This is a genomic window from Allobosea sp. NPDC055594 (genome assembly GCF_053618995.1).
The window spans coordinates 644,422-668,813 of the sequence record NZ_JBSHIO010000002.1 but is presented as its reverse complement, the minus strand read 5'-3'; the positions used below and the strand labels follow the sequence as shown (position 1 = coordinate 668,813).

The 24,392-nt window shown below is 66.2% G+C and carries 21 protein-coding genes and 1 tRNA gene; 12 read left to right on the top strand and 10 right to left on the bottom strand.

Annotated features, from left to right (window positions below; genetic code table 11):
• Window positions 1–205 precede the first annotated feature (205 nt).
• Window positions 206–1,408 carry an ABC transporter substrate-binding protein gene (locus ACWGRX_RS07080; protein WP_452116937.1) on the bottom strand — a complete coding sequence of 401 codons (1,203 nt, stop codon included), beginning with the start codon at window positions 1,406–1,408 and terminating at the stop codon, window positions 206–208.
• 70 nt (window positions 1,409–1,478) lie between these two features.
• A complete protein-coding gene (locus tag ACWGRX_RS07075) occupies window positions 1,479–2,801 on the bottom strand; it encodes a hydroxymethylglutaryl-CoA reductase, degradative (protein WP_452116936.1) in 1,323 nt (440 codons plus the stop codon).
• A 159-nt stretch (window positions 2,802–2,960) separates the two neighbouring features.
• Between ACWGRX_RS07075 and ACWGRX_RS07070 the strand changes: the two genes are divergently transcribed.
• The gene (locus tag ACWGRX_RS07070) at window positions 2,961–4,400 is read left to right on the top strand and encodes an aminotransferase-like domain-containing protein (protein ID WP_452116935.1); all 1,440 of its coding nucleotides are present in this window, start codon (window positions 2,961–2,963) and stop codon (window positions 4,398–4,400) included.
• Window positions 4,401–4,554: 154 nt separating this feature from the next.
• Here ACWGRX_RS07070 and ACWGRX_RS07065 read toward each other — a convergent pair whose 3' ends face one another.
• Window positions 4,555–5,418 (bottom strand): isocitrate lyase/PEP mutase family protein, encoded by an 864-nt coding sequence (locus ACWGRX_RS07065; RefSeq protein ID WP_452116934.1) that lies wholly within the window; start codon window positions 5,416–5,418, stop codon window positions 4,555–4,557.
• 186 nt (window positions 5,419–5,604) lie between these two features.
• On the opposite strand from ACWGRX_RS07065, the gene acnA reads away from it, so the two are divergent.
• Genes acnA through ACWGRX_RS07040 form a run of 5 tightly spaced genes read left to right on the top strand, consistent with a single transcriptional unit; the run spans window position 5,605 to window position 12,029 of the window.
• A complete protein-coding gene (gene acnA, locus ACWGRX_RS07060; protein ID WP_452116933.1) occupies window positions 5,605–8,286 on the top strand; it encodes an aconitate hydratase AcnA in 2,682 nt (893 codons plus the stop codon).
• Between the two features lie 46 nt (window positions 8,287–8,332).
• Complete coding sequence (locus ACWGRX_RS07055) at window positions 8,333–9,346, top strand: Bug family tripartite tricarboxylate transporter substrate binding protein (RefSeq protein ID WP_452116932.1); 1,014 nt, start codon at window positions 8,333–8,335, stop codon at window positions 9,344–9,346.
• Window positions 9,347–9,358: 12 nt separating this feature from the next.
• Entirely contained in the window at window positions 9,359–9,826 is a 468-nt protein-coding gene (locus ACWGRX_RS07050) for a tripartite tricarboxylate transporter TctB family protein (RefSeq protein WP_452116931.1), read from the top strand.
• Window positions 9,827–9,837: 11 nt separating this feature from the next.
• Entirely contained in the window at window positions 9,838–11,367 is a 1,530-nt protein-coding gene (locus ACWGRX_RS07045) for a tripartite tricarboxylate transporter permease (RefSeq protein ID WP_452116930.1), read from the top strand.
• On the top strand, window positions 11,364–12,029 hold the full coding sequence (locus ACWGRX_RS07040; protein WP_452116929.1) for a GntR family transcriptional regulator: 666 nt from the start codon (window positions 11,364–11,366) through the stop codon (window positions 12,027–12,029). The genes ACWGRX_RS07045 and ACWGRX_RS07040 overlap by 4 nt, the downstream gene beginning before the upstream one ends.
• Before the next feature lie 537 nt (window positions 12,030–12,566).
• Here ACWGRX_RS07040 and ACWGRX_RS07035 read toward each other — a convergent pair.
• The 3 genes from ACWGRX_RS07035 to ACWGRX_RS07025 form a co-directional block, all read right to left on the bottom strand.
• Entirely contained in the window at window positions 12,567–13,484 is a 918-nt protein-coding gene (locus tag ACWGRX_RS07035) for a 3-hydroxyacyl-CoA dehydrogenase NAD-binding domain-containing protein (RefSeq protein WP_452116928.1), read from the bottom strand.
• A gap of 19 nt (window positions 13,485–13,503) precedes the next feature.
• Window positions 13,504–14,478: a Bug family tripartite tricarboxylate transporter substrate binding protein gene (locus ACWGRX_RS07030; protein ID WP_452116927.1), complete on the bottom strand. Its 975-nt coding sequence runs from the start codon at window positions 14,476–14,478 to the stop codon at window positions 13,504–13,506.
• Window positions 14,479–14,555: 77 nt separating this feature from the next.
• Window positions 14,556–16,229, bottom strand: coding sequence for an IlvD/Edd family dehydratase (locus ACWGRX_RS07025; RefSeq protein WP_452116926.1), 1,674 nt, complete (start codon window positions 16,227–16,229; stop codon window positions 14,556–14,558).
• Window positions 16,230–16,343: 114 nt separating this feature from the next.
• On the opposite strand from ACWGRX_RS07025, the gene ACWGRX_RS07020 reads away from it, so the two are divergent.
• Window positions 16,344–17,036 (top strand): GntR family transcriptional regulator, encoded by a 693-nt coding sequence (locus tag ACWGRX_RS07020; RefSeq protein WP_452116925.1) that lies wholly within the window; start codon window positions 16,344–16,346, stop codon window positions 17,034–17,036.
• Window positions 17,037–17,089: 53 nt separating this feature from the next.
• The gene (locus tag ACWGRX_RS07015) at window positions 17,090–17,428 is read left to right on the top strand and encodes a hypothetical protein (RefSeq protein WP_452116924.1); all 339 of its coding nucleotides are present in this window, start codon (window positions 17,090–17,092) and stop codon (window positions 17,426–17,428) included.
• 124 nt (window positions 17,429–17,552) lie between these two features.
• Here ACWGRX_RS07015 and ACWGRX_RS07010 read toward each other — a convergent pair.
• Window positions 17,553–17,639, bottom strand: a tRNA-Leu gene (locus ACWGRX_RS07010).
• A gap of 191 nt (window positions 17,640–17,830) precedes the next feature.
• Between ACWGRX_RS07010 and ACWGRX_RS07005 the strand changes: the two genes are divergently transcribed.
• Entirely contained in the window at window positions 17,831–18,835 is a 1,005-nt protein-coding gene (locus ACWGRX_RS07005; RefSeq protein ID WP_452116965.1) for a complex I NDUFA9 subunit family protein, read from the top strand.
• Between the two features lie 147 nt (window positions 18,836–18,982).
• Here the strand turns inward: ACWGRX_RS07005 and ACWGRX_RS07000 are convergent, their stop codons facing one another.
• Window positions 18,983–19,978 (bottom strand): 2-hydroxyacid dehydrogenase, encoded by a 996-nt coding sequence (locus ACWGRX_RS07000; protein ID WP_291646589.1) that lies wholly within the window; start codon window positions 19,976–19,978, stop codon window positions 18,983–18,985.
• Window positions 19,979–20,285: 307 nt separating this feature from the next.
• Here ACWGRX_RS07000 and ACWGRX_RS06995 point away from each other — a divergent pair, with 307 nt between their 5' ends.
• On the top strand, window positions 20,286–20,819 hold the full coding sequence (locus tag ACWGRX_RS06995) for an SH3 domain-containing protein (protein ID WP_291639989.1): 534 nt from the start codon (window positions 20,286–20,288) through the stop codon (window positions 20,817–20,819).
• Between the two features lie 29 nt (window positions 20,820–20,848).
• On the opposite strand, the gene ACWGRX_RS06990 is transcribed toward ACWGRX_RS06995, so the two are convergent.
• A complete protein-coding gene (locus ACWGRX_RS06990; protein ID WP_452116923.1) occupies window positions 20,849–21,610 on the bottom strand; it encodes a YbaY family lipoprotein in 762 nt (253 codons plus the stop codon).
• A gap of 57 nt (window positions 21,611–21,667) precedes the next feature.
• Window positions 21,668–22,132, bottom strand: a complete 465-nt coding sequence (irr, locus tag ACWGRX_RS06985) for a Fur family transcriptional regulator Irr (RefSeq protein WP_452116964.1) — start codon at window positions 22,130–22,132, stop codon at window positions 21,668–21,670.
• A gap of 286 nt (window positions 22,133–22,418) precedes the next feature.
• Between irr and fabA the strand changes: the two genes are divergently transcribed.
• A complete protein-coding gene (gene fabA, locus ACWGRX_RS06980; protein WP_291646586.1) occupies window positions 22,419–22,931 on the top strand; it encodes a 3-hydroxyacyl-[acyl-carrier-protein] dehydratase FabA in 513 nt (170 codons plus the stop codon).
• A gap of 231 nt (window positions 22,932–23,162) precedes the next feature.
• The gene (fabB, locus tag ACWGRX_RS06975; RefSeq protein WP_452116922.1) at window positions 23,163–24,389 is read left to right on the top strand and encodes a beta-ketoacyl-ACP synthase I; all 1,227 of its coding nucleotides are present in this window, start codon (window positions 23,163–23,165) and stop codon (window positions 24,387–24,389) included.
• Window positions 24,390–24,392 lie beyond the last annotated feature (3 nt).

Genomic DNA, 24,392 nt, shown 5'->3' with positions numbered 1-24,392 from the left:
CCGCCACGACTCAGGTCGTTTGCGCCATCATTTTGAGCGGCCAGCGCCTGGAGTCGCCACCAGCCAATCCGTTTCCACTCGCACGCCGTCATGCTCGCCCCTGTGGCGAGCATCCACGTCTTGAACACCGCATGTGATCAGTGAAGCGAAGACGTGGATGGTCGGGACAAGCCCGACCATGACGGAGGAGGCCTTCTGGAGCGGCTCAGCGCTTCAGATCAGCCGCCGTCAGCCCCTTGACCACCGGATCGTCGAGCTTGACGACACGGCCATCCTTCCACTGCGCGAGATGGAAGTCGGCGACGCCGAGCGCCTCGTGCTGCTCCTTGCTGAAGGGCTTCTCGTATTTCTTGATGATGCCCTGGACCGCGCCGAGGTTTTCGAGCGCCTGCTGGACCTTCGGCCCGTCGGTGCCGCCGGCCTGCTTGATCGCGGCGGCGATCAGCATCACCGCGTCATAGCCCTGCGCGGCCGAAACGAAGGCCGGCATGTTCGGGTGCTTGGCCATCAGGCGCTTGTGCAGTGCCGCGGCGCGGTCGCTGGCGTCCTCGGTGGTCGACGCCGCGAAGATCGTCTTCTCGGCGAGCTTGGGGCCGGCGATGTTGATCAGCGGCGTGTTGATCGAGCCCCAGGTCGAGAGCAGGCCAGGGTAGTAGTCCATCTTCTCCATGCTCTTCAGCACCTGCGCGGTCGCGTCGGCGAGCGAGCCGGTGATGATCATGTCCGCGCCGGCCGCCTTCAGCTTGGCGAGCTGCGAGGTCATGTCGGTGTCCTTCGGCCCGAACTTCTCGATGCCGACCGGCTTGATGCCATGCAGGGCGAGAATCTCCTGCAAGTCCTTGGTCGCCGCCTGGCCGTAGCCGGTGGTGTCGGCGATGATCGCGACGTTCTTGGTCTTAGAGGCCTTGACCGCATAGGCGGCGAGCAGAGCGAGCTGCTCGCGGTCGACCATCGAGACGCGGAAGATGTAGTTCTGCGGCTCCTTGGCGTAGCGGGCGGTGATGTCGGTCGCGGTCGCGACATGCGACACCACCGGCACTTTCTTCTGCTGCGGGATGTGCAGCCAAGCGAGCGCGTTGCCGGAGTTGGTCGGGCCGACCACGGCCGCGACCTTCTCGTTGTCGATCAGCTCGTTCATGTTCTGGATCGACTTCGGCGGCGCACCGGCATCGTCGCGGACGACGCCGACGACCTTGCGGCCGAGCACGCCGCCTTGGGCGTTCAGATCCTCGATCGCCGCCTGGAAGCCGTAGAGGCCGGAGAGTCCGAGCTCGGCGGCGCCGGAGGCCGACTGGTCGGCATTGTAGCCGATCTTGATCTCGTTCTGCGCGAAGGCCGGCAGCGACAGCGCCATGCCGGTCGAAACCAGCAGGGCGCCCAGCGCGCGGCGCGAAATCAGGGTGTTCATCAGCGTTCCTCCGGTTGTCGTCCGCTTTATGCGGTTCTGTGGTGAGAGTTGAAGGGAATAGGGCGCAGGATCAGCCGCCCTTGCGCCGCTCGGCGAGCAGCTCGCGTGCCCGGTCGACGCGGACGTCGTGGCTGCGGGCGAGTTCGGCTGCGATCGCCTCGATCTCGGCGCCCTCGGCTCCGGCGACGATCGCGATGTTGCGGGCGTGCAGTGCCATATGGCCGCGCTGGATGCCCTCGGTGGCCAGCGCCCGGAGCGCCGCCATGTTCTGGGCGAGGCCGACCGCGACGGTGACCTCCGCCAGTTCCTGTGCCGACTGGACGCCGAGCAGGCGCAGAGACCATTGCGCCAGCGGATGCGTCTTGGTGGCGCCGCCGACCAGGCCGAGCGCCATCGGCATCTCGATCGAGCCGACGAGATTGCCGTCCTTGTCTTCCTCCCAGGTGGTCAGCGAGGTGTAGCGGCCGCTGCGGGCGGCATAGGCATGGGCACCGGCCTCGATGGCGCGCCAGTCATTGCCGGTCGCGACAACCACGGGGTCGATGCCGTTCATGATGCCCTTGTTGTGGGTGGTGGCGCGGTAGGGGTCGATCGCGGCGAAGGTGTAGGCGTCGAGCATGCCGTCGATCATCCGCCGGCCGGAGAACTCCTTGGTCGCGAGCGCCGCCTCGGGAATGGTGACGGTGGCCCGCGCGAGCCGGAGATCGGCGAGGTTCGACAGGATGCGCAGGCGCACCGTGCCGCCGGTGATGCGCTCGACGATCGGCGCCACCGTCTCGGCCATGGTGTTGACGGTGTTGGCGCCCATCGCGTCGCGGACATCGACGAGCAGGTGCATCACCACGATCGGGCCGCGCGGCGTCTGGGGGAAGACATGGACCTCGATGCCCTGGCAGCCGCCGCCGAGCGAGACCAGCACCTTGTCCTTGGCGTTGGCGGCGGCGACGATCTCGGCCTGCGCCGCCAGCAGCTTGTGGCGCGCGCCTTCGGGATCGCCGATGCCGAGCAACTGGACCTGCGCCCGCATGATCGGCCGGTCGCTGGAGGTCCGGAAACCGCCAGAGCCGCGCGCGATCCGCGCCATATAGGAGGCGGCGGCGACGACGGAGGGTTCCTCCACCGCCATAGGGATCAGATAATCCTTGCCGTTGACGATGAAGTTGGTGGCGACGCCGAGCGGCAATTCGAAGGTGCCGACGACGTTCTCGATCATGCCATTGGCGAGATTGAGCGGCAGCCCGCCGGGCTGTGCCAGCAAGGCGCGGTCGGCATCGGCGAGGCCGGCGGCAGCGACGGCCTCGGACAGTCGCTCGGCGCAGCTCAGATTGCGGTAGTTCTCGATGCGCGAATTCACTGCGCGCGCGGCGTCGCCGCGTGCCTGGGCCGTCGTCATATCGTTTCCTCCCCAGCCGGGGTTTTTGCTGCGCCGCGTTGGAGATCGACGCTTCTTCGATTGACAAGCTCGGACAATCGCGGAAGAGCGGCAAGGCACAATTTGTGCAATGTCCCATTCTCTGTACCAGTCGATTTGCTGGTACAGGTGCGAGGTCCGATGGACGAGCAGGCCGAAGGCAACCGCACCGGCGCGATCGTCGCGCGCATCGGCCGGATGATCGACGAGGGGCTGCTCCAGCCCGGGCGGCGCATGGCCTCGCTGCGGAGCGCCGCGGGCGAATACGGCGTCTCGAAGAACACCATGGTCGAGGTTTATGACCGGCTCGTCGCCAGCGGCCGGCTCGAGGCGCGGCGCGGCGCCGGCTTCTACGTCCGCGCACCCGGTCACCGTCCCAGCGACGCGCCTCCGCCGCACATGACCGAGGCGATCGACATCGTCTCGCTGCTGCGCGAGCAACTCTGTCAGGTCCATCCCGTCCGTGTCGGCGACGGGCGCCCGCCATCCTCCTGGATGGAGGATTCCGAACTCGGCCGGCACTTGCGCCTGCGCGGCGGCAAGGACGATCTGCCGGTCAAGCACGGCTATGGCGATCCGGTCGGCTATGGTCCGCTGCGGGCCCAGATCGGGCTGATGCTGGCCGAGCGCTCGATCCAGGCCTCGCCGGCGCAGATCCTGATGACCTTCGGAGTTAACCACGCGCTCGATCTGATCATCCGCCATCTACTACAGCCCGGCGACACCGTGCTGGTCGACAGCCCCGGCTATTACCCGCTCTTCGGCAAGCTGAAGCTCGGGCGCATCGAGATCGCCGGCGTGCGGCGCCTTGCCGACGGGCCGGATCTCGACGATCTTTCAGCCCAGATCGCGCGGCACCGGCCGAAAATCTTCTTCACCCAGTCGCTGGCGCATAATCCGACCGGCGGCTCGATCGCGCTGCCGGTCGCCCATCGCCTGCTCCAGATCGCAGCTCATCACGACCTGATCATCGTCGAGGACGATCCCTTCGCGGATGTGATGCCAGCGAGCGCGCCGCGGCTCGCCGCGCTCGACCAGCTTGAGCGCGTCATCTATGTCGGCACCTTCTCCAAGACGCTCTCGGCCAGCCTGCGCATCGGCTACATCGCCGCGAGCCCGGCGCTCTCCCGCTCGCTCGGCGACATGAAGATGCTGACCGTGGTCAACTCGTCCGGCTATCTGGAGCGGCTGATCAGCGACCTGATCGCCAGCGGCCAGTACCGCCACCACCTCAAGCGCCTGGGCGAGCGGATCGGCAAGGCGACGCGCAGCGCTTTTGCCAGCCTCGACCGTCTCGGCCTGCCGATTTTCGCGCGCCAGGGTGGCGGCTATTATCTCTGGGTCGGCCTGCCCGCGCAGCTGGACGATCTCGCGCTGGCGCGCCGGGCCTCGGAGCAGGGCATCTTCATCGCGCCCGGCACGGTCTTCCTGCCCGACAGGCGGTCGGGCGAACTCGATGCCGGCCTGGGCGGCATGCGCGTCAATGTCGCCTATGCCGACGATCCCGCCTTCGTCGCCTTCCTCCAGAAGGAGCTGGGTGACTTTGCCGCGGCCGGTGTCGGCTTGGCTGAGCGGTCGTAAGGCGCACCAACTCTACAAGCCCGACGCGCTTTCCGTGCTCGGCGACAAGCTGCCGGCGTCGGCAGCGCGCGCCCCGGTCGAGCATGGCCGCAGAGCCGAGCATGCATGCGATTGCGGCCGGGCCATTCAAGCGGGCCCGGCCAGCGCTCTTCGTCTAGTCGACGAATGCGTAGCGGGCTTCGAGTTCCTTGTAGAAATCGTGCTGCACCATCGCTTGCCGCTCGCGGAACGAGGCGACCATATGCTCCAGCCCGGCGGCGCTGCCGCTTTCGTGGAGCGCGGTCAGGACGTCGCGCATCGCTTTGACGGCGGCCTGCAAGGGCGCATTCGCATAGATGATGCCGGCGAAGCCCATCTCCTGCAGGCGCTCGCGCGGCAGGATCGGGGTCTTGCCGCCGATCACGAGATTGCAGATCTGCGGGCCGGGACATTCCGCGCCGATCCGCGCGAGGTCGGCCTCCGCCTGCGGAGCCTCGACGAAGAGCATATCGGCGCCGGCCTCGTGGAACAGATGTGCCCGCTCGATCGCCGCTTCGATCCCGTCGGTCGCGATCGCATCGGTCCGGGCAAGGATCAGCGTGTCCTCTGATTTGCGGGCATCGACCGCCGCCTTGATCTTTCCGACCATCTCGCCGGCCGGGACCACCGCCTTGCCGTCGAAATGGCCGCAGCGTTTCGGGAAGACCTGGTCCTCCAGTTGGATCGCAGAGGCGCCCGCGCGCTCGAACATCTGCACCGTGCGGTAGACGTTGACCCCGTTGCCGAAGCCGGTGTCCGCATCGGCGATGAGCGCGATCTCCACGGCGTCGCGAATGGCCCAGACATGGTCGGCCATCTCCTTCACGCAGATCAGGCCGACATCCGGCTTGCCCAGATGGGTGTTCGTTACGCCGGCTCCCGTCACCAACAGAACCCGATAGCCGGTTTCCTCGATCACCCGCGCGGTCAACGCATTCGCGGCGCCGGGAATGAGCTCCGCCGCGGCGGGAACGAGAATCGACTTCAGGGGTGGGCGCATCGATCGCTCCTTTGGAAAGCAAGATATACCAGATCGCTCTTATTGCATACAATAAGGTTTAAACAAGGTGGATCCATAAGAGTTGACGGGTCTCAAATCTCAAAGTTACATACAATTCAAATGGGAGGAGACATGACGACGACGGCACCGCGATGGCCGTGCGGTCTGTCGGTCGAGGGTGAGAGAATGGGCCTGCACAGCAACCAGCTAGAAACGTTGAACAGCGTTGTCCGCACGCTCCGGGTTTCCGGGCGCGACTATCGCTATGTGTCGCTTGCAGCGCTTCAGGAGATCATGCCGACGGCACGCATCGCGCAATTGCCAGTGTCGCTGAAGGTGCTGCTGGAAAACCTCCTGCGCAATATGCCGCGCGGCAGCGTGTTGATCGAGGATGTTGCGGCAGTGGCTCGCGGCGAAGAGGCCGGGAAGCGCGAGATCTGTTTCCATCCCGTGCGTGTGCTGATGCCGGATTCCTCGGGCATTCCCCTTCTCGCCGATCTCACGGCGATGCGGGAGGCCATGGTGCGGGCGGGGCGCAGCGGAGCCGGCGTCAATCCGATGATCCCGGTCGACATCGTCGTCGATCACTCGGCGACTGCGGAATTCGCCCGCAGCAGCACCGCCTTCGCTCGCAATCTGGAGCTCGAATACCGGCTGAACGACGAGCGCTACAAGTTCCTGAAATGGGCGGCGACCGCCTATGAGAACTTCCGCGTCCTGCCTCCGGGCAGCGGCATCGTGCATCAGGTCAACCTGGAGTTCCTGGCGCGCCCGATCTGGAGCGAAGAGGCCGACGGCATTCTCTGGGCCTATCCCGACACGCTGGTCGGCATGGACAGTCATACCCCGATGATCAACGGCATCGGCGTGCTGGGCTGGGGCGTCGGCGGCATCGAGGCCGGCTCGGCGATGCTGGCAGAGCCGATCACCATGCAACTGCCGGAGGTCGTGGGCTGCCGTTTGACAGGTGCTCTGCGCGAGGGCGTCACCAGCACCGATCTGGTGCTGACCGTCACGGAGCGCCTGCGCAAGGTCGGGGTCGTCGGCCGCCTTGTCGAGTTCACCGGTCCCGGCCTGACCGCATTGTCCGTTCCGGACCGCGCGACGCTCGCAAACATGGCGCCGGAATACGGGGCGACGATGGGCTTCAGCCCGATCGACGCCGAGACCATTCGCTATCTGCGCGAAAGCGGCAGGGCCGAAGCCGACATCGCCCTGGCCGAAGCCTATGCCAAGGAGCAGGGGATGTGGGGGGGCGAGGATGCTCGCCGCGTCTACAGCCAGGTCATCGACATCGACCTCGCCGAGATCGAAACCTCGGTCTCCGGCCCCCGCCGTCCGCAGGATCGCCGGCGCCTTGCCGACGTTCCCGCGAGCTTCGGAGAGTTCTTCGATAGGCGGACGCGACCAGCCGCGCCCGCTCCCTCCGGCGGGGAAAAGCGGCCGCTCGCCGAAGGAGACGTGGTGATCGCCTCGATCACCTCCTGCACCAACACCTCGAATCCGTCCTTGCTGATTGCCGCCGGGCTTCTGGCGCGCAAGGCGAGGGCGCTCGGGCTCGAAGCCAAGCCCTGGGTCAAGACCTCACTCTCGCCCGGCTCCCGCATCGTCGCGGATTACCTCGCAGCTTCGGAGCTGCAGCTGGACCTCGATGCGATCGGTTTCAACATTGTCGGCTTCGGCTGCATGACCTGCGCCGGCGGGTCGGGCTCTCTGGCGCCCGAGATCGAAGCCGAGATCCGCGAGCGCAATCTCGTGGTCGCGGCCGTGCTTTCGGCCAACCGGAACTTCGAGGGGCGCACCCATCCGCTGGCACGCGCCGGCTATCTCTGCTCGCCGCCGCTCACCATCGCCTACGCGCTGGCCGGCAATGTCCTGGTCGACTTCGAGAAGGAGCCGCTGGGCCTCGGCACGGGCGGGCGCGAAATCTATCTGCGGGACATCTGGCCGGACGCACGGGAGGTCGCGGACATCGTGTCCCGCCATGTCACCCCCGATCTGTTCGCGGCCCGCAAGGCACGCCTGTTCGAGGGAGACGAATACTGGTCCCGGCTGGAGGCGCCGACGGAAGAGCTGTTCCGGTGGGCGTCCGGAAGCACCTATCTGCGCCGGCCGCCCTTTTTCGATCCGGAGTTCGTGGACCGTCCCCGTGGAACGCCTGACATCCCGGGAGCGCGAGCCCTTCTGGTCCTGGGCGACAGCATCACGACCGACCACATCTCGCCGGGTTCGGCGATCCCGGAGGACAGCGAGGCTGGACGCTATCTCAAATCCTGCGGCGTCGAGCCCCGGGACTTCAGCTCCTACATTGCGAGGCGCGTGAACCATGAAGTGATGATGCGCGGCACCTTCGCCAACCTGCGTCTCGTCAACGAGATGGCGCCGGGCCGCACCGGCGGGTTCACCCGCCTGCAGCCCAGCGGCGAGGAGATGTCCGTATTCGAAGCCTCGCGCCGCTATCGCGAAGCCGGCACGCCGCTGATCGTTGTCGCGGGCAGGGAATACGGCACCGGCTCCTCCCGCGACTGGGCCGCAAAGGGCACCCGGCTCCTGGGCGTGAACGCCGTTCTGGCCGAGAGCTTCGAACGCATTCATCGCTCCAACCTGGTGGGTATGGGCGTGCTGCCACTGGAATTCCGCTCTGGCGAAAGCCGCCATAGCTGGCAGCTGGACGGGACAGAAACCTACGACATGCGAGCCCTCGCAGAAGGGCTCAGGCCCAAGGCCGAGCTCCACATCACGGTTCACAGGACAGGTCGCCAGAGCGTCGAGGTGCCGGTGATCTGCCGCATCGATACCGACCGCGAGCTCGAATGGTACCGCAATGGTGGCGTGTTGCAGCACGTCTTCCGGACGATCCGCAACTGAGCCCGCGGCTGAAATCACCGCGAAAAATTCATTCGGGAGGAAACCAATGACAGAGAACGGGACCAAGCGGCCGCTGCAGCGCCGCAGCTTCATGATCGGTGCCGCCGCGACCGGCGCCAGCGTTGCCATGCCCTCGCTGGTCCGCGCCGCCCGTTGGCCGGAAAGACCTCTCACGATGATCGTGCCGTCGGATGCTGGCGGCAGCATCGACCGCGCGATCCGAGGCCTTTCCACGGTGATGCAGAAGCATATCGGCCAGCCGATCCAGGTCGAGAACCGCCCCGGTGGCTCCTTCATGCTCGGGGTGCGGTATTTTCTGCAGCAGCCTCAGGATGGAAACGTGATTCTGGCGCATGCCCTCTCGCCCTATATCGCCTCCTCGATCCTGTTCCATCAGGCGCCCTACAAGATCGAGGATTTCGCGTTCATGAACGCCTTCTGGTCGGATTGGGACGTCATCGCCGCCTACAAGGATGCTCCGTACCGGACGCTTCCCGATCTGCTGAAGGCGATCAAGGAAAACCCCAAAAAGGTGCGCGCGAGTGTCGTGACCGGCTCGAGCGGTCATCTTACGACGCTGCTGATGCTGCAGCGGGCGGGTATTCCGATTGGCAACTTGAACCTCGTCACGTTCCAGGGCGGCGGGCAAGCGCGGCAAGCCATTGCGGGCGGTCAGGTCGACTTCATCGTCATCGCGGGCAGCGGCAGCGAGGGCGTGCGCGAATTCGTCAAGCCGCTTGCCGTCGTTCGGGACACGCCACATCCCGACTGGGACGCGCCCGTCCTGGCCGAGGCGACTAAATCCATGGGTCTGTCATTGCCCGTGCTGCCCGGGTCGATGCGCGGACTGGCGATGTCGGCGCGGTTCCGCGCCGAGCATCCGGACCGCTGGGACATCATCCAGGCAGCCCACAAGGCCACCTTGCAGGATCCCGATTTCATCAAGTTCGCCGAAAGCAACGCGATGGGACACGACTGGTTGGGCCCTGAGAAAACCACCGAGAAGGTGAAGGCCGTCCACGACATCTTCGCCGAATTCAAACCTCTGCTCCAGCGCTGACGTCGCCACGTCATGAAGCGCTTCCTGGAAAAATCCGGCGACCTGCTCGTCGTCTCGGCCTGCGCGGCGGCAACGATCGCCTATGTCGTCGATGCGCAGGCCAAGTCGCGCTCGGTCGAAAACCTTGCCTTCATTGTCCCGCTCGCCATTGCGATTCTCGGGCTCTGCCTGCTGGTCGCCGTCACGCGGCGGCGGCCGGCCGGCGCTGCCGGGGAAGCGGAAGCTACGACGCGATCCGAAGGAGGCGCGGCCAATGCCGCGCTTCCCTTCTACTGTTTCGGGTTGCTCGTCGCCTATGTCCTGTCGATCCCGCATATCGGGTTCGACCTGGCCAATATGGTCTTCGTCGCCCTGTTCGTCTGGCTGCAGGCGGCACGTCAGCCGCTGCACGCCCTGCTGTTCGGAGCCTTGTTCGGCCTCGGAGCGGCATGGGCCTTCCAAATGATCCTTCCGTACCGACTTCCGATGACCCTGCTCTAGGAGCGCCCGCCATGTGGATCGACTTTTCGGCGCTCGATGGAGCCCTGTCCCTTCTCGGCGGTTCCTGGATGGCCTGGGCCGTCGTGCCCTTGGGCCTGATGATCGGCCTGATCTTCGGCGCCATTCCGGGCATGCAGACCTCGATGGCGATGGCCATCTTTCTGCCTGCGACGCTGTACATGGACTTCCTGTCGGCGATGCTGTTTCTGACCGCGATCTTCACGGGGGGAGGCTTCGGCGGCGGAATCTCGTCGATCCTGATCGGCATACCCGGCACGTCGACGGCGGTCGCCACCACATTCGACGGCTATCCCATGACCCGCAAGGGTCAGCACAACGAGGCGCTGGGCGCTGCCCTTTTCTCCTCCTGTGTCGGGATGCTCTTCTCCTACGTCATCCTGTTCCTGACGATCGGTTTCCTGGCGAGTTTCGTCCTCAATTTCGGCCCCCTCGAAATGCTGATGGTGGCCCTCTGGGGCGTGACATTGATCGGGATTCTGGGCGGCAAGAGCTTCTCGAAAGGGCTTCTCGCCGGGTTGTTCGGCCTGCTTTTGGGAACCATCGGCACCAGTCCCATCGGCGTGACGCGCGGCACCTTCGGGATTCCGGATCTGCTCGACGGCATACCGGTCGTCCCGGCGATGCTGGGCTTGTTCGCGGTCTCCGAGCTGATCAGCCTGACGCAGCGCGACTATATCGTCGGCTCCGAAGATTCCCGCCGCCTGAATTTCGGCCGCATCATCGCCGGTTTCGGCATGGCCATGCGATATCCCGGCACCTTGCTCCAGGGCAGCGTGATGGGCGCGCTGATCGGCGCCATACCCGGGGTCGGCTCATCCGTGTCGAATCTCGCCTCCTATGCCGAGGCGCGGCGTCGCGACCCGAATCCCGAGAGCTTCGGGCAGGGCAATCCGAAAGGTGTCGTTGCTGCCGAATCGGCGAATTCCAGCTCGGAAGGTGGCTCGATGGTGACACTGCTGGCGCTGGGCCTGCCGGGCGGCGGCGGTACGGCGGTCATGCTGGCGGCCTTCGCCGCCCATAACATCACCGGCGGCCCCAAATTCATTCGCGACCAGACCGACATTGTCTGCGCGATCATTCTGGGAAACATGGCGCAGGCCTTCCTCCTCCTGCTCCTTGGCCTGTTCACGATCCATTTCATCAGCGCACTGGTCAAAGTGCCGATCCGCTACCTGACGGCCGCCGTTCTGGTGATGTCGGTCACTGGAGCCTATGCCCTGACCGGCAACATGCTCGGCCCCTATGTGCTGATCGCATTCGGCGCGCTCGGTTGGCTGATGCGCCGCTTCAACTATTCCATTGCGGCGATGGTGGTCGGGCTGCTGATGGGGAGCCTTTGCGACACCAATCTGGTGTATGTTTATCAGATCAGCGGTGGAGACTGGCAGTACCTGTTCGAACGGCCTCTTGCATTGGCCTTGGCACTTCTGCTGGTAGTTTGCGTGGCGGTCGTTCCAATGCTGCGATGGTATAGGGGCCTCTCCGCCGCAACGGCACAAGCAGGGCGGAAACCGGCATGACGGCGAGGGTGGAGTCCGGTTCGCTCGTGGACCTCGTCGTCGAGCGGATCGAGAAGGCGATATTGCTGGGCGAGTATCCGGCGGGGATGAAGCTCTCGGAGCAGTCGCTCGCCACCGAGCTCGGGGTCAGCAGAAGCCCCATGCGCGAGGCTTTTCGTCGCCTCGAGGGCAAGAAGCTCGTCGTGCGCCGGCACAATGCCGGCGCAAGGGTGGCCGAGCATTCGGCGAAGGAATTGCGCGAGGTCCTCGAGATCCGCGAAGCGCTGGAAAGCTATGCCGCGCGCAAGGCGGCGGAGAACATGACGGCAGAGGAGAAGGAGGCGCTCCTGCAATTGGTGGAGCGGCAGAGGGAATATGAGCGTCAGGGCCTGACCGCCGACCGCAACCAGTCCCCCGAGCAGGATTTCCATCTCTTCGTGATCCGCGGCAGCAAGAACGACCGCCTGTCCGACATGCTCTACGGAGACCTCTACTACGCCCTGCGCGTTCTTCGCTATCGCTCGAGCTCCCATGCCGGGCGCAACCGGCTGGCGATCGAAGAGCACGCAGTCGTCGCGGCCGCGATCGCAGCAGGCCAGCCCGAGGTCGCCGAACAGGCCATGCGCGTTCACCTGCGCCGTTCGCACGAGAACATGCTGCACGCCGAGCGCGGCAAAGCCTGAGCATCGCGTTGCCCTGGCGCTCCGAGCCATCGTGGCCTTGCCGCAAGGCCGTCTCGGCCATGCCCGGGCAGTTGATCGGTCCCTGCTCCATGCCCTGCCCGAAGGCTTCTACCGTATCCGCCATTACGGCCGGCGCGCCGGAACCATCGCTCGTATCAGGCAGATCATTGCGGCGGCGATCCTGGCGGCTGCGCCCAAGGAACACGACGCAAGCGGCTGTGCTCAGACGGAGGCGCAGCGCGATGACCATCGCCCGCAAGGCCCGAACAGCGCGGCCGCATGATCCTCGTCGAGCGCTTCGCGCCGGCGCCACGCCGCGCGGCGAAATCTCCATAGCCCACAGCCCCGGGGCCGCGGCTTCCTCCTCTGGAGGCTTTCGGACGCCTGTCCTAAGCCCGGTCCGAACCCGCGAGCACGGGCCAGCATCCAAAACCCTTCACAGGAGCGGAAGTTGGCCTGCTGCCTGGAAGCGGTCGCTGATGCCAAGATAGGCGACGCGGGGCGGCGCTTCGGTGACGTCTATCATGGCGGGTCCCGTTACTCGCTGACCAGCCTGCGCGCCTTCAACAGGGCGAGCAGGCCCTCGTCGCGCCGCGCCTCGAGCTCGGCGATCGAGCGGCCGCCCGCTTCCTCCGCCACGCCTGCGATGATCTTCGTCTGGACATCGGTGTCGAGCGAGGGACTGCCGAGCGACTGCCAGCGCCGCACCTGGCTCGGTCCGAGATGGGCGAGGTAGCCGGCGATGCCGCCTTCGCCCCCGCCGAGGTGATAGGTCATGTGCGGTCCCATCAGGGCCCAGCGCAGGCCTGGGCCGTTGCAGAGTGCGGCATCGATATCGGCGACGCTGGCGACGCCCTGTTCGACCAGATGCACCGCCTCGCGATAAAGCGCCGAGGCGAGGCGGTTGGCGATATGGCCGGGCATTTCGCGGTTGAGGATGACCGGACGTCGTCCGAGCCCGCGATAGAATGCGGCCGCACGGGCGACGATCAGGGGATCGGCTCCGACGATCTCGACCAGCGGCACGAAATGCGGCGGGTTGAACGGATGCGCCACGATGATCCGCTCGGGCTGCGCACAATCGGCAACGATGGCGCTGCGGACCAGAGCCGATGTCGAACTGGCGATGACGACCTCGGACGGAAGCAGGTCGTCGATTTCGGCGAGCAGCCCGCGCTTGACCGCCTCGTTCTCCGGGCCGTTCTCCTGAACGAAACCGGCGCCTTCAAGCGAATCCGCAAGATTGCCCGAGAAGCTGACAGCGCCGGAGCCGGCCAATCCGAGTTCCGCCAATTGCGTCCGTGCCCGCTCGACATAGCTCAGGAAGCGCGCCTCGGCCTCGAGATTGGGGTCGTAGGCGGAGACGCTGATCCCATGGGCGCTGGCGAGGGCTGCCCAGCTGGCGCCGATCATGCCGGCCCCGACGATCGCGAGGCGCTTGACGGTTTCGCTCATCGGTTGCGCCCCGCGCGCGTCATTCGGGCTTGATGCCGCTTGCCTTGATGAGCTCGGCCCATTTCGTGCTCTCGCTTTCGATCAGCTTCGTCGCCTCGCTCGGCGTGCTCGGCTTCGGGTCGACGCCCTGCAGCGCGAGCGCTTCCTTCACCTTCGTGCTCTGCAGCGCCTTGTTCAACTCGGCGTTCAACTTGTCCAGAACCGGTTGCGGCGTGCCTGTCGGGGCGAGCAGGCCGAACCAGGACGAGACTTCGAAGCCGTCCAGCCCCTGCGAGATCGCGGTCGGCGTCTCCGGCATGAAGGGCGAAGCCTCCCGGCCGGTGGTCGCGATGGCGCGCAGCGAGCCCGCTTTCACATGCTGGAGGACGGCAGGGATGGTATCGAACATGATCTTGACCTGGCCGCCGACCATATCGGTCATCGCCGGCCCAGAGCCGCGATAGGGCACGACCGGCATCTTGGTGCCCGCCTTCAGGTTGAAGAGTTCGCCCGAAAGATGCTGAGGCGAACCCTGGCCCGAAGAGGCGTAGGAGAAATCGGACGGGTTGGCTTTGATGAGCGCGACCAGTTCGGGCACGGTCTTGGCCTGCACCGAAGGATGGACGACCAAAGCGAGCCCGACATTGCCGGCAAGTCCGACGGGCACGAAATCCTTCTTCAGGTCGAAGCCCGGCTTGGCCTGGAAACTCATATTGATCGAGTGGCTGGTCAGCGCACCGAGCATCAGGGTGTAGCCATCGGGCGTCGCACGCGCGGCGGCCTGTGCACCGACGCTGCCGCCCGCGCCTGCCCGGTTTTCCACGACGACGCGCTGGCCGAGGCCGTTCGACAGTTCCTCGGCGACGACGCGGCCGATGATGTCGGTGGCGCCGCCAGGCGCATAGGGCACGATCAGGGTGATCGGCTTCTGCGGGTAGGCCTGCGCGAAGGCCGTAACGGGAAGAGCCAGCGAAAGGCCGGCGAGCGCGCCGATCAGGTGGCGACGGTCGAGCATGGGGTTATCCTCCGGAAGTGATCGCGCGGGCCGGTTGGCTCCAGCCTCGTCGGGAACTTTTGGGCCGAGGCGGCCGATCAGCAGAAATCGAAATCGCAGCCCTCGTCGGCCTGCAGGACGGTCGTCAGATAGAGGTGACGATAGCCGCGCGTGGCCTCGGAGAGATGCGCCGGCGGCTGCCACTCGGCCTTGCGCCGCTCGAGTTCGGCATCCTCGACCAGGAGCGCGATCTCGCGAGCCTCGACGTCGAGGCGGATCATGTCGCCATCGCGGACGAGCCCAAGCGGGCCGCCGACGGCCGATTCCGGCGTGATATGCAGCACGATCGTGCCGAAGGCGGTGCCGCTCATCCGGGCATCGGAGATCCGGACCATGTCCTTGACGCCGGCCTGGGCCAGCTTCTTGGGGATCGGGATATAGCCCGCTTCCGGCATGCCGGGCGCGCCCTTCGGACCGGCATTGGTCAACACCAGGACGTCGTCGGCCTTCACGTCGAGGTCAGGATCGTCCATCCGCCGGACCATGTCTTCGACCGAGGCGAAGACGACCGCGCGCCCGGTGTGTTTCAGCAGCGCAGGAGAGGCTGCGGAGTGCTTGATCACCGCGCCGCCGGGCGCGAGATTGCCGCGGAGCACGGCCATGCCGCCGGTCGGCTTCACAGGGCTCGCGGCGGTGCGGATGATGCTCTGGTTCGGCACGTCCTCGGCTGCGTCGGCGACTTCGCCGATGGTGCGTCCGTCGATGGTGGGCGCGGAGCGGTCGAGATGCTCACCGAGTTCCTTCATCAGCTTCGGCACGCCGCCGGCCCAATGGAAGTGCTCCATATAGTGGTCGCCGGAGGGCTTGAGATCGATCAGCACCGGAACCTTGCGGCCGATCGCATCGAATTCCTCGAGGTCGATCGAGAGGCCCGCGCGCCGCGCGATCGCGGCCAGGTGCACGAGGCCGTTGGTCGAGCCGCCGATCGCCTGAAGCACGGTCAGCGCATTTCGGAAGGCGGTTTCGGTCAGGATATCGCTCGGCTTCGGCCCGCCCTTGGCAAGCCTGACCGCCTCGCGCCCGCTGGCTTCGGCGGCGCGGATACGGTCGGCATGGGTGGCAGGGATGGTGCCGGAGCCCGGCAGCGCGATACCAAGCGCCTCGACGAGGCAGCCCATGGTGCTGGCCGTGCCCATGACCATGCACGTGCCCTGCGTCGGCGCGAGCCGTCCGCTCAGCACTTCGATTTCGGCCTCGTCGATCTGGCCGGCCCGATGCTGGCCCCAGAGGCGGCGGCAATCGGTGCAGGCGCCGAGCACCTCGCCCTTGTGATGGCCAACGAGCATCGGGCCGGTGATCAGCTGGATCGCCGGGATGTCGGCGCTGACGGCGCCCATCAGCTGGGCCGGCACCGTCTTGTCGCAGCCACCGATCAGCACGACGGAGTCGCAGGGCTGCGCCCGGATCATCTCCTCGGTGTCGATGGCCATGAGGTTGCGCAGGAACATCGAGGTCGGGTTGGCGAAGGATTCGTGGATGGAGATCGTCGGGAACTCCATCGGCAGGCCACCCGCCAGCATCACGCCGCGCTTCACGGCCTCGATCAGCCGCGGCACGTTGCCATGACAGGGATTGAAGTCGCTGAAGGTGTTGGTGATCCCGATGATCGGCCGGTCGAGCGCATCGTCCGAGAAGCCCGCGGCCTTGATGAAGGCCTTGCGCAGGAACAGCGAGAAGCCGGGGTCGCCATAGGTCGCAAGATTGCGGCGCATGCCACGTGCCGCGGGCTTCGATGATCGGGTATCGTTCTCGGACGCGCTCATGGCGCCAGCAGAATGTTCGGCAACAGGATTGTCAACAATTATGTCGAGACGTTATAAACTGGCATGGCCGTGACCGCCCTGAAAGCCCAGACCGCCGAGCGCGTTCGCGGCGTTGCCGCGACGCTCGAGGAGGAAATCGTTCTCGGCTGGCTCTTGCCGCGCGAGCGCCTGATAGAGGAGGAACTGGCCGAACGGCTCGACGTAAAGCGGCATGTGGTCCGCGAGGCGTTGGCAGAGCTGGAGCGCGTAGGCCTCGTTGAACGCGTCCCGAACCGCGGCGCCTTCGTAAAACTGCTCGATCCGGTCGAGGTGCGGCAGATCTATCTGGTGCGCGAGGCACTCGAAACGCTCGCGGCCGAGCAGATACCCTTGTCGGCGCCGGATGGGCTGCTGTCGCAGCTGGAGAAAATCCAGGGCGTTCACAGTGCCGCCGTTGCGTCGGGCGATGCGCGTGCTGCCTTCCGCGCCAACATGATCTTCCACGAGGCCTTGTTCGCCGCTTGCGGCAATCCTCATCTCGTCGAACTGATCCAGACCATGGCTCAGAAGGTTCACGGCGCGCGTTCGATCACCGCTGCCAGCGCGGAGCACCTGGCGCTCGCGCGCGACGAGCACCTTGGAATGATCGAAGCGATCAAGGCTGGAGATAGGGTCCGTCTGGTTGCTCTTTGCCGCAAGCACCTCGGACCTTCACGAGATGCTTACATTGCAGCGGCCGAGGCGCGTGTGGCGCGCTCGAAGCCTATCACCCGATAACTGCCTCCAGGAATGGTCAGGCCCTCTATGGCCTCGACGATCGCAAGGGCCGCTTGGTCGCGTCGGGCAAACGCATCGCGATAGGCTTCGGCCTCATCGGCGACGGCATCGTCATGGTCGATTTCGTGAACGGCCTGCTTGCAGATCTCGCAGGCGAGGGCCCGCACATCGGCTCGGCCCAGGGGCGGCTGGCTCAGCGATTCGAAGCAGGTGCGAGAACGCTTAGCGCGAGCTTGAACCGCTCCTTGGCGACCTTCGCCTCTTTGGTCCTGAGCGAAAAGACGACATTGCGGCGGCTGACGACGGATCGATGTCCATCGATCGCGGGCGAACCGGCCCGATACCCTTGCTGTTCGGGTAAAGGCCAGTGCTCGCTTCGCATGCAAAAATAAAAACCCGTCTTGGTAGTGACGGGTCGTGGCATCTGAAGATCCATTCAACACGACCGCAAGACTAATGCGGCGTCGATCGGTTCTTCTCGATACGGAACTCTTTCTCTTGCTTGAAGAGAAGGAGTGGTGCCCAGGAGAGGACTCGAACCTCCACGCCCTTGCGAGCGCCAGCACCTGAAGCTGGTGCGTCTACCAATTCCGCCACCTGGGCAACGAGGGTCCGTTTAGGGGGGGCGGACGCGCCTGTCAACGGCCTAGCCGACGAAATTATCAGGCGGCTGTGCAGAGTACTCTGCAGCGGGCGGCGAGGCGTTGCGCCGCCTTCACAGTTGGGATGCGATGAACTAGGACAGGCGCGAGAGAAACCGCTTCCAGCGCTTCAAAATCGGAGCTCGCGTGACCATGGCGAACCTGCCTCCCGCTCAGCAACTCGTCACCGTCTTCGGCGGCTCGGGCTTCCTCGGGCGGCATGTCGTGCGGGCGCTCGCCCGGCGCGGCTATCGCGTCCGGGTCGCCGTGCGCCGGCCTGATCTCGCGAATTTCCTGCAGCCGCTCGGCATTGTCGGCCAGATCCATGCCGTGCAGGCCAATCTGCGCTACCCCGATTCGGTCGCTGCCGCGGTGCGGGGCTCGGATGCAGTGATCAATCTGGTCGGTATCCTCAGCGAGAGCGGCCGGCAGAATTTCTCCAACGTCCAGGCTCAGGGTGCGCGCACCGTCGCACATGCCTGTGCCAGCCTCGGCATCGAGCGTCTCGTCCAGATCTCGGCGCTCGGCGCCGACGCCGATTCGAAATCGCGCTATGCCAGTACCAAGGCGCAGGGCGAGGCGGCGGTGTTGGAACAGGTCGAGAGCGCGGTCGTGCTGCGCCCCTCGATCATGTTCGGGCCGGAGGATACCTTCTTCAATCGTTTCGCCTCGCTGGCCCGCATGCTGCCGGTTTTGCCGCTGGTCGGCGGCGGCGAGACGAAGTTCCAGCCGGTCTTCGTCGGCGATGTCGCCAGGGCGGTCGCGCTCGCGATCGAGGGCAAGGTCGCGGGCGGCAAGGTCTATGAGCTCGGCGGCCCGGAGGTGAAGAGCTTCCGCGAGCTGGTCGAATATGTCTGCGAGGTCACCGGCCGCCGGCGCTTCATCGCTTCGCTGCCGGTCCCGCTGGCACGCTTCCAGGCCCGGATCCTCGAGATCGTCAACACGCTCTCGCTCGGTCTGCTGCCGGACGAGTTCCTGCTGACCCGGGACCAGGTCACCCTGCTGCAGAGCGACAATGTCGTCTCCGAAGCCGCCCGCAAGGACGGCCGTACATTCGCCGGCATCGGCATCGCGCCGGTCTCCTTCGAGGCGGAGGTGCCGTCCTATCTCTGGCGCTTCCGCAAGGCTGGGCAGTTCGCCACCTCGCGCGGCGGCTGAAGGTTGGCTCCGGGGCAGGGCCCCCGGAGCGCGCAGCGTTCCCAGGGACCCGGCATGTCCGCGCGCGCTGTCGATCTGACTGCGCGCTCGACGGAGTGCTTCGTCGGAATGGATCCTTAAGCTTCTGGGCAGGCCTTCAGGCTGCGCTCAGAGCATGCTCGGCAGCACGCGATCCGGCGGCTTGTGCCCGTCCATGAAGGTCTTGATGTTAACGATGACCTTCTCGCCCATATCGGCGCGGCCCTCATGCGTGGCCGAGCCCATATGCGGCAGCACCACGACCCGGTGCTGGCGAGCGAGCTTGAGCAGGCGCGGATTGACCGCCGGCTCGTGCTCGAACACATCGAGCCCGGCACCGGCGAGTTCGCCGGCCTCGAGCATGCGGGCGAGCGCCGTCTCGTCGACGATCTCGCCGCGCGCCGTGTTCACCAGGATCGCATCCGGCTTCATCAGCTTCAGCCGGCGGGCCGAGAGCAGGTGATAGGTCGCCGGCGTATGCGGGCAGTTGACCGAGACGACGTCCATCCGCGCCAGCATCTGGTCGAGCGAATCCCAATAGGTGGCGTTGAGCGCCTCCTCGGCCCGCAGGTCGATGCGGCGGCGGTTGTGGTAGTGGATCGACAGGCCGAAGGCGGCGGCGCGGCGCGCCAGGGCCTGGCCGATGCGGCCCATGCCGACGATGCCGAGGCGCTTGCCGGTGATCCGGCGTCCGAGCATCCAGGTCGGCGACCAGCCGCCCCATTCGTCATCGGTGATGACGCGCGCGCCTTCGGCGATGCGCCTAGCGACGGCGAGGATCAGCGCCATCGTCATGTCGGCGGTGTCGTCGGTGAGCACGCCCGGCGTGTTGGTGACGGTGATGCCGCGCTGCACGGCGCTGGCGACGTCGATATTGTCGACGCCGTTGCCGAAATTGGCGATCAGCCGCAGCTGTTCGCCGGCCTGGGCGATCAGGCCGGCATCGAGCTTATCGGTCACGGTCGGGACCAACACGTCGGCGGTCTTCAGCGCCTCGACCAGCGCCGCCTGGCTCATCGGCGTATCGTCAAGATTAAGCCTTGCGTCGAACAACTCGCGCATCCGTGTCTCGACGACAGCGGGCAGCTTGCGCGTAACGACGACCAGAGGCTTCTTCTTCGACATAAGCGGCTCCTCCGGGGCGCTCGGCGCAGGCGCTGCGCCTGATCGCCGACTGCTCCCAACACACGGGCGCCGCCCGTCTCGTTTCCGCCTCAACCCGCCATTAACCGAGGCGCTTCAGGAATGGGGCGAGTGGCGTTTCGACGACCGGCAGCCGATCTGTTGTCTAGAGCAGGATGCGGCAAAGTGGAAACCGGATTTTCGTGCGAGATCGCCGCCGGGCTCGGTCGCCTGTCGAGGCGCACGGCCCGACGCCGCGCCGTGGCGGCGCCCGGCAGGCATGAAGGAGTTTGAAAGGATGGCGGCTAGCATGAGGGGTGCACTCGCCTGCCTGGCGCTGGCATTGATGGCGGGGCTTGCTCTGACATCGCCGCGTGCGGTCGCACAGGAGCTGGCCGTCGGCCAGGTCAGCGGCCTGCCGGTGCCGCGCTATGTCAGCCTGAAGTCGGACCGCGTCAATCTGCGCGAGGGGCCGTCGAAGGAGCATCGCACCAGCTGGGTCTTCCAGCGCGCCGGCCTGCCTGTCGAGATCACGGCCGAGTTCGAGACCTGGCGGCGCGTGCGCGATGCCGATGGCACCGAGGGCTGGGTGCTGCACAGCCTGTTGTCCGGGCGCCGCACGGTGCTGGTCGCGCCCTGGTCCAAGGTGAAGGGCGAGACGTTCGCCCTGCGCGACTCGGCCAGCGACAACGCCGCGATCCTCGCCAGCCTCGAGCCGGGCGTGATCGCCAATGTCCATTCCTGCCCCGGCGGCGGCTGGTGCAATGTCACGGTCAACAAGATCAACGGCTATCTGCGCCAGGACCGTCTCTGGGGCGTCTATCCCAACGAAAAGCTGAACTGAAACGCCGCCGCCCGCTGACGGGCGGCCGGTCACATCGCCGAGAAGGTCATCATCGGCCGGCCGCGTCCATCGAGCAGGACGAGCTTGCCGCGCGCCGGATCGGTGCGCCAGCGCCGGACCTCGCGCAATCCGGCGAAGAATTTCTGCTCCTGGTTCATCGCGGCGGGCGTGCAGGCCATCTGCGTGGCGGCGACCGGTCCGAAGCTGATTCGCGTGCCGGTGATCCTGGCCGAGCCGCTCATTCGGTTGCAGCCGCCGGAACCGCTTACCCTGCCATCGGGCGCGATTTCGAGCACGGTCTGCAGCCGGTCGATCACCCCCGCTCGCCGGATGTCCTCGAGCAGCCAGCGGCCGACGGGCGAGGCTTCGCGCTCCGGGGCAGGCGAAGGCGAGGCGGCGACACGCTCGACGCGGATATCCGTCTGCTCCGGCCCGCCATCGAAAATGCCGTGATGGCTGGTATTGATGAAGAGCAGCTGCCCGCGGTGCAGGATGCGGGCCTGCAGCGCATAGCGCCGGCGCGGCTGGATCTGCGCCCGGTCGAAGTGCAGCACATAGCGCGCGGGGTTGCGCGCGCCGCCGACCCTGGTCTCGGCGATGATGCGCGCCGGCGCATCGGCGAGCGAGACGTCCAGCAGCTTGACCTCGACGATGGCTCCAGGCGGCAACGCGATGCGCTCGCGATAGGAGACCGTCCCGCGCAGGGTCCTTGTGGTGGCGAAGGCTCCTCCTGCCGGCAGCAGCAGCCCGAGCGCCAGGGTGCCGACGAAAGCACGCCGCGATGCAGTCATGATCTGAAATCCTGTTCTTGTCGCAGCGTTCTGGCCCGTTCCGGGCGCGGAAATGCCTCAGCCGTCGATCTTGCGCAGGCGGACGACGACGTCGACGCGCGCGATCTCATAGCCTTCGGGCGGCGGCGGAAGCTCCGCGACATCGACCGCGGCGGCGGGGATGTCGATCACCTTGTCTTCGCCGTCGACGACGAAATGATGGTGGTCGCTGCTGTCGGTGTCGAAGAATGTCTTGGCGCCGTCGATCGCGAGTTCGCGCAGCAGGCCCGCCTGGGTGAACTGATGCAGCGTATTGTAGACAGTCGCGAGCGAAACCGGCACGCGCGCCTTCATCGCTTCTTCATACAGCATCTCGGCGCTGACATGCCGGTCGCCCTTGGCGAAGAGCAGCCAGCCGAGCGAGACGCGCTGCCGTGTCGGCCGCAGGCCGACGCGGCGCAGGCGCAGGCGCACGTCGTGGAACGGACATCCCTGGCGCGCGCTCGATCCGTAGCCCAGGTCTTGTGGCGTCAGATCGTTCATGCTGCGGGTCCGCCTCCAGAGTTTGCTGCCGGCAGGCGAAAGGCCTCCGGCTCCTCCTCGATTTAAGGCTTCGGTCCTCGGCCCGCAAGCGTCGCGGCACAGCGCCGCGCCTTGCATCTGCGGCGTGCCGGCTGCGGCGCGACGGCTCGGGCGCAGGCCGGGGCGCGGGGCCGGGTCATCCACGCCCTGGCGCGCTTGCGCCCTTTCGTTTCCCGGCGACACCGTGTTAGGCACGCGTCACGAGAAATGACCGCCTTGTCGGCGGCCGGAACGGAGCGGAACGGGAATGGCGCGGCAATCGTCTTTCAGCTACGAGGAGATCCTCGCTTGTGGTCGCGGGGAGCTGTTCGGGCCGGGCAATGCGCAGCTGCCGCTGCCGCCAATGCTGATGTTCGATCGCATCACCGAAATCAGCGAGGAAGGCGGCCCGCACGGCAAGGGCTTTGTCCGCGCTGAGTTCGACATCCGCCCGGATCTTTGGTTCTTCGACTGTCACTTCAAGGGCGACCCGGTGATGCCGGGCTGCCTCGGCCTCGATGCGCTCTGGCAGCTCACCGGCTTCTTCCTCGGCTGGCTCGGCCTGCCGGGCCGCGGCCGCGCGCTCGGTGTCGGCGAGGTCAAGTTCGCCGACCAGGTTCTGCCGAGCGTCAAGCAGGTGGTCTACGGCGTCGAGTTCAAGCGCGTCTTCAAGTCGAAGCTGGTGCTGGGGATCGCCGATGGCTGGCTCGAGGCCGACGGTAAGCGCATCTATACGGTCGCCGACATGCGAGTCGGTCTGTTCAAGCCGGAAGCGGCCTGAGCGGAAACAGCTCGGGCGGAGCAGGACGGGCCGGCTGCCGGCTCGTCGGACGAAACCGCTCTGAAACGCCGAAATCGATCACGTTTGTGATCTTGGACGAGAGTGATCCCGGATCATCGTGATCGAGGCGCCTTGCGTTCGCCGCCTGCGCGGTCCATTTGCGCAGGAGCTGACCTTTATGGGGTCCGGGGCTGGCTTCCCGGCCCGTCACCAAAGAGCCGGAGAAACAGCATGAGACGCGTTGTGGTCACCGGGATGGGCATCGTCTCGTCCATCGGCAACAATACGCAGGAAGTGCTGGCTTCGCTGCGCGAGGCCAAATCCGGCATCTCCTATATCCCGGATTTCGAGAAGCACGGCTTCCGCAGCCGTGTCGCCGGCGTGCCGACGCTCGTCGCCGCCGATGTCGTCGACCGCCGCGCCATGCGCTTCCATGGCGGCGGCACGGCCTGGAACCATGTCGCCATGGACCAGGCGATCCTCGATTCCGGGCTCGAGGCTGCGGAGATCAGCCATGAGCGCACCGGCATCGTCATGGGCTCCGGCGGTCCTTCCACCCGTGCCCTGATCGATGCCTATGATAAGGCGTGCGAGAGTGGCTCGTCCAAGAAGGTCGGCCCCTTCGCGGTGCCCAAGGGCATGTCCTCGACCGCGTCCGCGACGCTCGCGACCTGGTTCAAGATCAAGGGCGTGAACTATTCGATCTCCTCCGCCTGCGCGACCTCGAACCATTGCATCGGCAATGCCTACGAGCTGATCCAGTGGGGCAAGCAGGACGTCGTCTTCGCCGGCGGCTGCGAGGAGCTCGACTGGACGCTGTCGGTGCTGTTCGACGCCATGGGCGCGATGTCGTCCAATTTCAACGAGACCGCCGACCGGGCCTCGCGCGCCTATGACGTCAACCGCGACGGTTTCGTGATCGCCGGTGGTGCCGGTGTGCTGGTGCTCGAGGAACTCGAGCACGCCAAGGCCCGCGGCGCCAAGATCTATGGCGAGATCGTCGGCTATGGCGCGACCTCCGACGGCTACGACATGGTCGCCCCGTCCGGCGAGGGCGCGGTGCGCTGCATGCGCATGGCGCTGCAGGGCGTCAACGCCAAGGTCGACTACATCAACCCGCACGGCACCTCGACCCCGGTCGGCGACGGCAAGGAGATCGAGGCGATCCGCGAGGTTTTCGGCGCCGGCGAGAAGAGCCCGCCGATCTCCGCGACCAAGTCGCTGACCGGCCATTCGCTCGGCGCCACCGGCGTGCAGGAGGCGATCTACTCGCTGCTGATGCTGAACAACGACTTCATCTGCGAGAGCGCTCATATCGACGAACTCGACCCGGCCTTCGCCGACATGCCGATCGTGCGCAAGCGCATCGACAATGCCGGCCTCGGCTGCGTGCTCTCCAACTCCTTCGGCTTCGGCGGCACCAACGCCACCATCGTGATGAAGCGCCTGGAGGCCTGAGCC

Coding starts and splice junctions, on each gene's coding strand:
- acnA (WP_452116933.1), top strand. CDS start 5,605: ATGGGCCTGCACAGCAACCAGCTAGAAACGTTGAACAGCGTTGTCCGC.
- ACWGRX_RS07080 (WP_452116937.1), bottom strand. CDS start 1,408: ATGAACACCCTGATTTCGCGCCGCGCGCTGGGCGCCCTGCTGGTTTCG.
- ACWGRX_RS07035 (WP_452116928.1), bottom strand. CDS start 13,484: ATGAGCGAAACCGTCAAGCGCCTCGCGATCGTCGGGGCCGGCATGATC.
- ACWGRX_RS06995 (WP_291639989.1), top strand. CDS start 20,286: ATGAGGGGTGCACTCGCCTGCCTGGCGCTGGCATTGATGGCGGGGCTT.
- ACWGRX_RS07025 (WP_452116926.1), bottom strand. CDS start 16,229: ATGCGCCGCAATCTTGCGACCTATGGCGACCCCGGCTTCTCGCTGTTC.
- irr (WP_452116964.1), bottom strand. CDS start 22,132: ATGAACGATCTGACGCCACAAGACCTGGGCTACGGATCGAGCGCGCGC.
- fabB (WP_452116922.1), top strand. CDS start 23,163: ATGAGACGCGTTGTGGTCACCGGGATGGGCATCGTCTCGTCCATCGGC.
- ACWGRX_RS07070 (WP_452116935.1), top strand. CDS start 2,961: ATGGACGAGCAGGCCGAAGGCAACCGCACCGGCGCGATCGTCGCGCGC.
- ACWGRX_RS07075 (WP_452116936.1), bottom strand. CDS start 2,801: ATGACGACGGCCCAGGCACGCGGCGACGCCGCGCGCGCAGTGAATTCG.
- ACWGRX_RS07040 (WP_452116929.1), top strand. CDS start 11,364: ATGACGGCGAGGGTGGAGTCCGGTTCGCTCGTGGACCTCGTCGTCGAG.
- ACWGRX_RS07045 (WP_452116930.1), top strand. CDS start 9,838: ATGTGGATCGACTTTTCGGCGCTCGATGGAGCCCTGTCCCTTCTCGGC.
- ACWGRX_RS07055 (WP_452116932.1), top strand. CDS start 8,333: ATGACAGAGAACGGGACCAAGCGGCCGCTGCAGCGCCGCAGCTTCATG.
- ACWGRX_RS07005 (WP_452116965.1), top strand. CDS start 17,831: ATGGCGAACCTGCCTCCCGCTCAGCAACTCGTCACCGTCTTCGGCGGC.
- ACWGRX_RS07050 (WP_452116931.1), top strand. CDS start 9,359: ATGAAGCGCTTCCTGGAAAAATCCGGCGACCTGCTCGTCGTCTCGGCC.
- ACWGRX_RS06990 (WP_452116923.1), bottom strand. CDS start 21,610: ATGACTGCATCGCGGCGTGCTTTCGTCGGCACCCTGGCGCTCGGGCTG.
- ACWGRX_RS07000 (WP_291646589.1), bottom strand. CDS start 19,978: ATGTCGAAGAAGAAGCCTCTGGTCGTCGTTACGCGCAAGCTGCCCGCT.
- ACWGRX_RS07020 (WP_452116925.1), top strand. CDS start 16,344: ATGGCCGTGACCGCCCTGAAAGCCCAGACCGCCGAGCGCGTTCGCGGC.
- ACWGRX_RS07030 (WP_452116927.1), bottom strand. CDS start 14,478: ATGCTCGACCGTCGCCACCTGATCGGCGCGCTCGCCGGCCTTTCGCTG.
- fabA (WP_291646586.1), top strand. CDS start 22,419: ATGGCGCGGCAATCGTCTTTCAGCTACGAGGAGATCCTCGCTTGTGGT.
- ACWGRX_RS07065 (WP_452116934.1), bottom strand. CDS start 5,418: ATGCGCCCACCCCTGAAGTCGATTCTCGTTCCCGCCGCGGCGGAGCTC.